Raw genomic sequence first — 8,277 nt, 5'->3', positions numbered from 1 at the left:
TTATCTCTGGATACTTTGCAAAGGGATTTAAAAAGAAAGGCTATATATTAAAGGCAATTAAAAAAATATTATTGCCTTATTTCATTTTCCAAATCATTTATTCCGTTTATTATTATCTAAACGGGCAGGAAGCAAGTTTAGAATTCGATTTTTTACATCCACATTGGTCACTATGGTTTTTAATGAGTTTGTTTTGTTGGAATTTATTACTCTATGTTTTTGCCAGATTTAGATGGGTAGGATTTTGCTTCTCCATCGGTTTGGGAATAGCCATAGGATTTATTGATGATGTGGGTAGTTATTTANNACGTTTGTCTTTTTTCCGTATTTTTTATTGGGATTTTTACTAAATGGCGATCAATTGAAAAAAGCGATTCGTTCCAAATATTCGCGTCCAGTTGGATTAGTTATTATTCTAGGAACTCTGTTATCTTTAGGGTTCAGTTTCCCGCATAACGTCGTGCCTTGGCTCTTGGGAGACACTTCCTATGCGAATATGGGACAAGAAGAATGGGTGGATGGACTTTATCGTGGCTTCCAATATATGCTGACGTTAATTGTCGTCTATGGATTTCTCACGGTTATACCTTCCAATCCACTAAAGGTATCGGAAATAGGTGAAAGAACGTTATATGTTTATTTGTTCCACGGTTTTATTATCAAATCACTTGAGATAACCGTTCTTGACAAAAATTTATTTAATATTTCAGGACAATATCATTTACTGATTATCCTATCTTTCGTCATCTGTTTAATTCTTGGCAGCTACGTTACTAAAAAATATACTCGTCCTCTCGTGGAATTAAAGATTTGATTCATAAAGGTGAAATAAAAAGAGCCGAACATAAACCAGTTCGGCTCTTCTTAATGTTATAAGAATCCAAATAAGGTGCTAACAATATTTTTCTTTTTTCGTTTACCCTTACTTGAATCAAATACAATAGGGTCATCTAATTGAGAAGGTATATTCACTTTACTAAGTATCTTTTGAAATTGTTCAAGTTGCCTAGTTAATTCATTTACTTGAGATTGCAAATCTTCTATTTCACGCCTGTGCTGAAGAAGTTGATATGAAACAACAGAATCCGCCTTGGAATGGAGTTCGATTTCTAGTTTACTAACTTTTGCAGTCAAGTCTTCAAATGCGTGATGGTTTTCTACAGCCTTAGCAGCACCTTTTCTAGGCACCTTTTTCTCATTGATTGGAGTGATTTCCTGGATTAGTGTTCCATTTTGGAGTTGTTCATGGATTTTTTTTAATACTTCGATATCCTCACTGTTAAAATGATAATGCCCGCGCTCATTTCTTTCCATTGGCAATTCGAGCTGTTTGACCCAGCGTTGGACAGTACTTGTAGATACTCCTAATAATTTTGCTACTTCACTAGTATTCATTTCGAATCCCTCCAATGAATTAATTAAATCTTAACCCATATTAAGACCAGAATTTCCACCATTTCTTGTCTTTAGCTGCTGCTACATCTCGATAACTGTTCAACATTTGTTGAAAGGCAATTTCTCGTTGAGTAATTTCTTGTCGGTATTGATTACGCTCTTCAAGGAAGAATTCGCGTTCTTTCGTCATGGCCTCCGTTAAACTTGAAATTTCGTTGTTTGTCACATCCACATAGTGGGATAATTCCTCTGAAGTTTCTGATAACTGCTTGGAGAGTGTATAAATTTCCTGAGAAGTTTCGATCGACACGTTGGCAATGTTGTTAGAAAGGTATTGTAAGGAGTCTGCCGAGAGTTCAGATGCTTTTTCTAGGGTCTTTGATAAATCTTGGATTTCAGCCTGTGTGTTAGCAGAAGATTTATAAATAGAGTCAGAAATTGACTTAACCGTTGTGTAGGTTCCTTTGTTTATTTCCTTTTTTACTTCTTCCACTACTTCTTTTCGCACAACATTACGAATTTCATTTTTTACTTCGCTTAAGAAATTTTCCTTGTACGTATCCATCGCTTCGAAAAACTGATGCGCATCAATAGCATCCTGTATGGTAAATGGCGCGGATGGTTCTGAAAGGACCTCGAGTGAAACTTCAGTTAACTCTGCCACTAATTCACTTTCAGGATGCAATTTTTTGTGCAATTTCCCCCTAATTTCTTCCATATTTAATTTATTCTCAAACATTTTTTTTATTTCAACTAGTTTGTCAATCTCTACTTCTGTATAAATCCTGGCCCCTTGTTTTGATCGGGGAATCTCGAGTAATTCCTCTAAATCTTTTTCCCACTGACGGATAACGCCTGGTTTAATATTTATTTTTTTTGCTGCTTCTTTTAAGGTATAGGTCTTCATTAAAACAGTCATTCCTTTCTATTTATCTAGGAAATAATTCATCTTGTGTAAGTTATTCACCATTTGGTATTACTTTTTCCTGCAAGATGACAAAAGCTATCAAAACAAGACGGAAAACATGAAATAACAACATTTTTTTTGCAAAAACATCCGATAAAAAAATATTTGCAAAAAAACAATTGAGAGTAATGAAATGGAGGTTTATTATATGAAGTGAAAAAGATAAAGAGAGAAGGAGCAACATGTGGATAGCAGCAGCCTTTATTACTATGGTTTGCTTTGGGGCAAATAATACTATTTTTAAGTGGAGCACGGGGATGAGAGTCTCGAAGGTTCATATACAGTTCTTTTTTTATTTTGTAGCCTTTGTATTAACATTAGGATTTGCGATTGTAAATGAAACCGTCCATCTAACCGTAATGACTATTCTGCTGGGAGCCTTAATTGGTATATTAAATGCAAACGGCAATATCCAAATGTCTAAGGCTTTTGAAAAAGGGCCGGCTAGTTTGACCTCGCCATTAATAGGCACGAATACTATATTTCCTATTGTTTGTGCAGCCTTTGTTTTTCATGAACAAATTACACTGATTCAGTGGTTAGGAATTGTATTTATGCTGGGATCTGCCATGGCCATTCAGTATTCAAATGAAAAAAGACGAAGAACCAATTATCTTCCTTGGATGATTCGTGTGAGCCTAGCTATTGTATCCTTTGGAATATTAGGAATTTTAATGAAAACAACCTCTTATTTGCATCTCAATTCATTGAATATCCTCATTTCTATGTATGGTGGCGGAAGTATCTATTTAATCATTTGTAGTGTCCTGACGAAGGAAAAATGGCAGAGATCAGAAGTCAATGTGGGTTCGATTGTAGGTCTAATTAGTATATTGGGCTATAGTTGTTATTTCTACGCGCTTAAAACTGGGACAGCAAGTATCGTCTTTCCAGTAGTAAGTTTAAATTGTCTGGTCGTTGTTCTAGCTGGATTACTGCTTTATAAAGAAAAACTAAAAAGGTATCAAGTTATTGGAGTTCTTACTGCCGTACTTGGGATCATTTTTACGAAGTTATAAAAAGTGCAGAGCCTTTCAGTTTAATTGAAAGGTTCTACACTTTTTTTTATCTAGCTCAAACTTTAGTTAATGAGACCTAGCATTTTCAATCCATTAAAAATACCAGAATCAGTAACCTCTGTCGTTTTATGTTTGGCATATTGAAAAAGATCGGGATGTCCGTTTCCCATCGCAAAGCCTTCTCCAACATTTTGAAGCATTTCCTTATCGTTCATTCCATCTCCAAAGGCAATCGAACTTTCCTTATCGATTCCAAGTCTCTCTAATACTACTTGAACTCCAAAACCTTTGTTCACACTATCTTGAATGACATCATAACAATGGCGCATTCCATCTACATTGACTTGGGACAAATGGATTCCTTCTTCATTTTTCTGATAAAGGGAAGGATCCTCTTTTTTTAGATTCACCAGCGTCATCCCTAAGACAGCGCTATTGACTGAAGGTGAATATGGTTCATTTTTATGTAAATGAAATTTGTGCATAAAGTCAATGATACTCTCCGCTTCTATATTGGTATAAACGTTCTTACTATTTGTATAAAGGACCACTTCATGATGGTTCTCCTCAGCAATTTCTAAGAATTTCTTAACGGTTGAGCTGTTCATTGGTTTCTGGTATAGGTCCTTACCTTTATAAATGGCATAGGCACCGTTATAACCAATGAATGAATGGATATTCAACTCCTTGCCAAGCTCATCTATTTCATGAAGTGGTCGGCCGGTTGCTAAGAAAACCTCCACCCCTTTTGCTTGAACTTGCGAAATAGCTTCCTTTGTGGAATCCTCAATTGTATCATCCGGTCTCAATAAGGTTCCATCGATATCTAAAAATAAAACTTTGTAATTGGTCACGTCCACAGCTCCTTCTTCAAAAAATGTTGGGTTTATTCTACCACTTTTCGATAAAGGAAGTCACATTCATTTAATTGTGTTGGTTTACAAAGTTTGGAGGAATAATAGAGGGAATAGACATCAAAATGAAAAAGTGAGGCAAAAAATTATGAAAAAGATGTTCCTGCTACTCCTGTCTCTTCTCATTTTAGGACTTCCAAAAAATGTGGCAGCAAAGCAAAAAGTTCCGATTCTAGTCTATCACTCCATCGACCAATATAGTGGTACTGGGTCCAAGGAGCTATATGTGACACCAGAAAACTTTGAGAAACAAATGACCTATTTAAGAGATCATGGGTATACCTTATTAACTTTCGAGCGTTGGCAGGATATAAAATCAGTCCCAAAGCCAATATTTATTACCCTAGATGACGGGTATAAAAATAATCTCCATGCGTTTTCTATTTTACAAAAACTGACAAATAAAAATTTTCGTCCGACTGCTACCTTTTTTGTGATTTCTGATTTCATCGATAGAACGAACCGCTTAACAAATTCGGATCTAAGAATGGTTGTAAATTCAGGATTAATCTCAGTACAGTCACATACATCGACACATCCAGATTTAACAAAAGTGAATAACCTAAAATACGAACTGAAGGAATCAAAAGAAAAGATTCAGAAAATAACAGGGAAACCAGTAATTGCAATCGCATACCCCTTTGGGAATACTAATGAACATGTGGTGGCAGAAACAAAGAAATATTATCAATTTGGACTCACAACCACGCCAGGTCCATTTTCTCTGACGGGCTTTAAAAACGAACTCTACTATTTACCACGGATTTATATAAAATATTCAACCACCCTCAATGATTTTGAACAAGCGGTGAAGGTAGAGTAAGTAGAGAATGAAAAGACACTGTAAACTGTGCGAAATCTCTATGTAATCAAACAACGTTATAATAGTAAAAACATAATTTAGACTCTATTAGGGCGGGTGTTTATATGGAAGAGACAATGGTAAAATCCTACTTACAAAAGTCACTTGACGAGTGGAAGGATGATATTTCATTAGTTTTAAATGAGATTGCGAATGAGTACGATGAGGTAGCACAGGAATTAAAGGTATATTCCTACAAATATGGAATCACCAAGCAAGTGATTCAATCGACAGTAAACGAAGAAATCATCGAAAAAATCCGTGACATGTACCATAAACCTTTTGAAGAAAGCTACAATCAGCTTAAGGAATACATAAAGGACTTAGAGGAAAAAAGGCGTGTTTTTCAAATGTTTATTCAAAAGATTGAGGAAGTAACCAAAAAAGAATCATCGAAAATTACTACTTATTAACAATAACTTCATCTCTAAAAAAGCAACCTGATCAATTTGATTAAAGGGATCCGTTTTAGGGTGCTTTCTTATTAAAAGATACAAAAATTGACGTATGAATTGGCATACGTCTTTTTTTTATAAGCTGATTAATAAAAAAGCTGAAGATTCCCGAATCTAGGATCAAGAGGATCCTCACTTATCGGTTGAGGGATCAGGCTAAGCGCCAGAGCTGATCCATAGACGGAAAAATTCCGTTTAAATCATAATTATTGTTAAAAAAGGCTTAAATAGACGGAGAAATTCCGCCTATTAACTCGAAAAATTCGAAAATGGGAGATTTTGCTTTGCATAACCGGAAAACCTCCCCTTATTTACCCCGAAACGAGCTCCATTCTGCATTTAACCGGAAAATCTCCGCTTATTTTACTTTTGCTGGTTACTCGATTAAGGACAAGACATCTTATTTAAAAAGGAGTGAGTTCTAAGAGAAGCTCATTTTGATGCAGTTCATTACTATGGTGAGTTTTACTTATATATATACCAATTCGACTGTCATATCGGCACGTATTTTAAGAAAAACTCAAAACGGAACCCTTTATTATTTTTATTAGGCTGCTTTTTTATTTGGCTATTGTTAAAGGACCAGTGCATCCATGTCATGCATATATTGAAGCAAGAGTTTAATTGTGAGGTGTGAAACAAATGATTACCGCTACGATTGGCAGCAAAACCTTTCGAATCCCAGATAACCTTGAGGAATATTTTCAACCGTTTCGCTCACAAGTGATTGGGATAAAACAGGAATTTGAATCTCCTCTTGGAAAAAAGAAAATTGTTTATGCGGATTGGACGGCCAGCGGGCGTCTTTATCGCCCTATCGAACAGAAGATTTCAGAGGTATTTGGCCCATTTATGGCTAATACACATACAGAATCGAATATAACCAGTTTAATGATGACAGGAATTTATAATCAATCCAAACAAATTATTAAGGACCATGTAAATGCCGACAAACATGATGCCCTGATCCTCGATGGATTTGGGATGACATCAGTTATGAATAAGTTTCAAAGACTATTGGGAATTAGAGTACATGAACAGTGGAAATCCCGGCTGGCACTTCCAGAGAGTGAGCGGCCCATTATTTTTATTACGCATATGGAACATCATTCCAACCAAACATCTTGGCTTGAAACATTAGGGGATGTAGTTATTTTACCTCCAGACCAGGATGGTAATGTGGACTGTAATCAGTTGGTCCAGATGCTTCAGCATTATAAGAATAGAAGAATGAAGATTGGTTCGTTTACAGCATGCTCCAATGTAACAGGGCTGCAAACCCCCTATCATCAATTAGCTAAAATCATGCATCAACATGGCGGGATCTGCTTAGTGGATTTCGCAGCATCAGCTCCCTATGTAACAATTAATATGCACCCAGAGGATCCCTTGGAAAAACTTGATGCCATCTTTTTCTCACCGCATAAATTTCTAGGAGGACCGGGCACTAGTGGGGTTTTGGTTTTTGATACTCGACTATATTCAAATCATGTTCCTGACCATCCAGGGGGTGGAACGGTGACGTGGACGAATCCATGGGGCGGGCACCAATATTATTCCGATATCGAGCTGCGGGAAGATGGCGGGACACCCGGAATTCTACAAGCGATTCGGATCGCCCTATGCTTGAATTTGAAAGAACAAATGGGTGTAGACAATATATTGAAACGTGAGAAAGAGCAGTTAAGTATTCTATTACCTAAATTAGTTGAAATACCGGGTGTTCATATATTAGCTGGAAATAAAAACGAACGTCTCGGGATTATTTCGTTTTATATTGAAAATATTCATTACAATTTAATTGTCCGCCTGCTCAATGACCGGTATGGAATTCAAGTAAGAGGAGGATGCTCTTGTGCAGGTACCTACGGGCATCATCTCCTTCATATTGATAAAGCCTCCTCAATACAAATCTCTAAGAAAATTAACCAGGGGGACTTGTCGCAGAAACCAGGATGGGTCCGGTTCTCAATCCATCCGATTATGACAAATGAAGAAATTATGTTGTTTGTAAATGCGATAAGAGAAATCACCCTTAACATTAATGAATGGAAGAATGATTATCTTTATGATAAGGCAAGTAATGATTACTTTTATGTCGACCATAAAAGAGAGGACATGGCTCCGCTATTTCGATTTGAATAATGAATAAGGTTACCCACAAACTTGTTTGGGCATATGCTATCAAGAGAAAGGTGGGGTCTCATGATTCATACAGTTAAGCCGGGGGAAACGCTGGGGATTATCTCTGCAAATTATCGCGTAAGTCTCCAACGCCTTTATGCAGCTAATCCTGGGGTCGGGCATTTACATGTGGGACAAAAAATTCAAATTCCAGGTCTGCCAGAGCCTTCTACGATACCATATTCCATTCAAATCTCTGTTGGTAAACGAAGACTTTCATTATACAATAATGGCAGACTAGTAAAAATTTTTCCCATCGCCGTAGGGAAGATGTTGACAAATACACCAACTGGGGATTTCGTGATTGTTAATCGGCAATATAATCCCGGGGGACCCTTCGGTGTATTGTGGCTATCCTTATCAAAACAGGGCTATGGTATTCATGGTACTAACAACCCAAGTTCGATAGGAAAAGCGGTCTCTCATGGCTGCGTAAGAATGTATAACCGGGATGTTTTGCAGCTTGCTGATATAGTACCAA

General features: G+C 36.7%; 9 protein-coding genes. 6 read left to right on the top strand and 3 right to left on the bottom strand.

Annotation, left to right across the window (positions count from 1 at the left end):
- Positions 1 to 361 precede the first annotated feature (361 nt).
- Positions 362 to 814 carry a hypothetical protein gene (locus V7659_RS24185; RefSeq protein ID WP_335542692.1) on the top strand — a complete coding sequence of 151 codons (453 nt, stop codon included), beginning with the start codon at positions 362 to 364 and terminating at the stop codon, positions 812 to 814.
- Between the two features lie 56 nt (positions 815 to 870).
- Here the strand turns inward: V7659_RS24185 and V7659_RS24180 are convergent, their stop codons facing one another.
- The gene (locus tag V7659_RS24180) at positions 871 to 1,395 is read right to left on the bottom strand and encodes a MerR family transcriptional regulator (RefSeq protein WP_335542691.1); all 525 of its coding nucleotides are present in this window, start codon (positions 1,393 to 1,395) and stop codon (positions 871 to 873) included.
- Positions 1,396 to 1,435: 40 nt separating this feature from the next.
- Positions 1,436 to 2,302, bottom strand: a complete 867-nt coding sequence (locus tag V7659_RS24175; RefSeq protein WP_335542690.1) for a MerR family transcriptional regulator — start codon at positions 2,300 to 2,302, stop codon at positions 1,436 to 1,438.
- A gap of 242 nt (positions 2,303 to 2,544) precedes the next feature.
- Here V7659_RS24175 and V7659_RS24170 point away from each other — a divergent pair, with 242 nt between their 5' ends.
- Positions 2,545 to 3,381, top strand: coding sequence for a DMT family transporter (locus V7659_RS24170; RefSeq protein ID WP_335542689.1), 837 nt, complete (start codon positions 2,545 to 2,547; stop codon positions 3,379 to 3,381).
- Positions 3,382 to 3,443: 62 nt separating this feature from the next.
- Here the strand turns inward: V7659_RS24170 and V7659_RS24165 are convergent, their stop codons facing one another.
- Positions 3,444 to 4,235 carry an HAD family hydrolase gene (locus V7659_RS24165; protein ID WP_335542688.1) on the bottom strand — a complete coding sequence of 264 codons (792 nt, stop codon included), beginning with the start codon at positions 4,233 to 4,235 and terminating at the stop codon, positions 3,444 to 3,446.
- A gap of 148 nt (positions 4,236 to 4,383) precedes the next feature.
- Between V7659_RS24165 and V7659_RS24160 the strand changes: the two genes are divergently transcribed.
- The 4 genes from V7659_RS24160 to V7659_RS24145 form a co-directional block, all read left to right on the top strand.
- Positions 4,384 to 5,118, top strand: a complete 735-nt coding sequence (locus V7659_RS24160) for a polysaccharide deacetylase family protein (protein ID WP_335542687.1) — start codon at positions 4,384 to 4,386, stop codon at positions 5,116 to 5,118.
- Positions 5,119 to 5,222: 104 nt separating this feature from the next.
- Positions 5,223 to 5,570 carry a hypothetical protein gene (locus V7659_RS24155; protein WP_335542686.1) on the top strand — a complete coding sequence of 116 codons (348 nt, stop codon included), beginning with the start codon at positions 5,223 to 5,225 and terminating at the stop codon, positions 5,568 to 5,570.
- A 684-nt stretch (positions 5,571 to 6,254) separates the two neighbouring features.
- Entirely contained in the window at positions 6,255 to 7,757 is a 1,503-nt protein-coding gene (locus V7659_RS24150; RefSeq protein ID WP_335542685.1) for an aminotransferase class V-fold PLP-dependent enzyme, read from the top strand.
- A 60-nt stretch (positions 7,758 to 7,817) separates the two neighbouring features.
- Positions 7,818 to 8,277, top strand: a 460-nt coding sequence (locus V7659_RS24145) for a L,D-transpeptidase family protein (RefSeq protein ID WP_335542684.1), incomplete at its 3' end; no start/stop codon positions are given.

Source organism: Neobacillus drentensis, assembly GCF_036966985.1.
In the GTDB taxonomy this organism is placed as follows: Bacteria; Bacillota; Bacilli; order Bacillales; family Cytobacillaceae; genus Neobacillus; species Neobacillus drentensis_E.
This window is presented reverse-complemented; position numbering and strand designations above follow the sequence as displayed.

Coding starts and splice junctions, on each gene's coding strand:
- V7659_RS24170 (WP_335542689.1), top strand. CDS start 2,545: ATGTGGATAGCAGCAGCCTTTATTACTATGGTTTGCTTTGGGGCAAAT.
- V7659_RS24175 (WP_335542690.1), bottom strand. CDS start 2,302: ATGAAGACCTATACCTTAAAAGAAGCAGCAAAAAAAATAAATATTAAA.
- V7659_RS24155 (WP_335542686.1), top strand. CDS start 5,223: ATGGAAGAGACAATGGTAAAATCCTACTTACAAAAGTCACTTGACGAG.
- V7659_RS24150 (WP_335542685.1), top strand. CDS start 6,255: ATGATTACCGCTACGATTGGCAGCAAAACCTTTCGAATCCCAGATAAC.
- V7659_RS24160 (WP_335542687.1), top strand. CDS start 4,384: ATGAAAAAGATGTTCCTGCTACTCCTGTCTCTTCTCATTTTAGGACTT.
- V7659_RS24180 (WP_335542691.1), bottom strand. CDS start 1,395: ATGAATACTAGTGAAGTAGCAAAATTATTAGGAGTATCTACAAGTACT.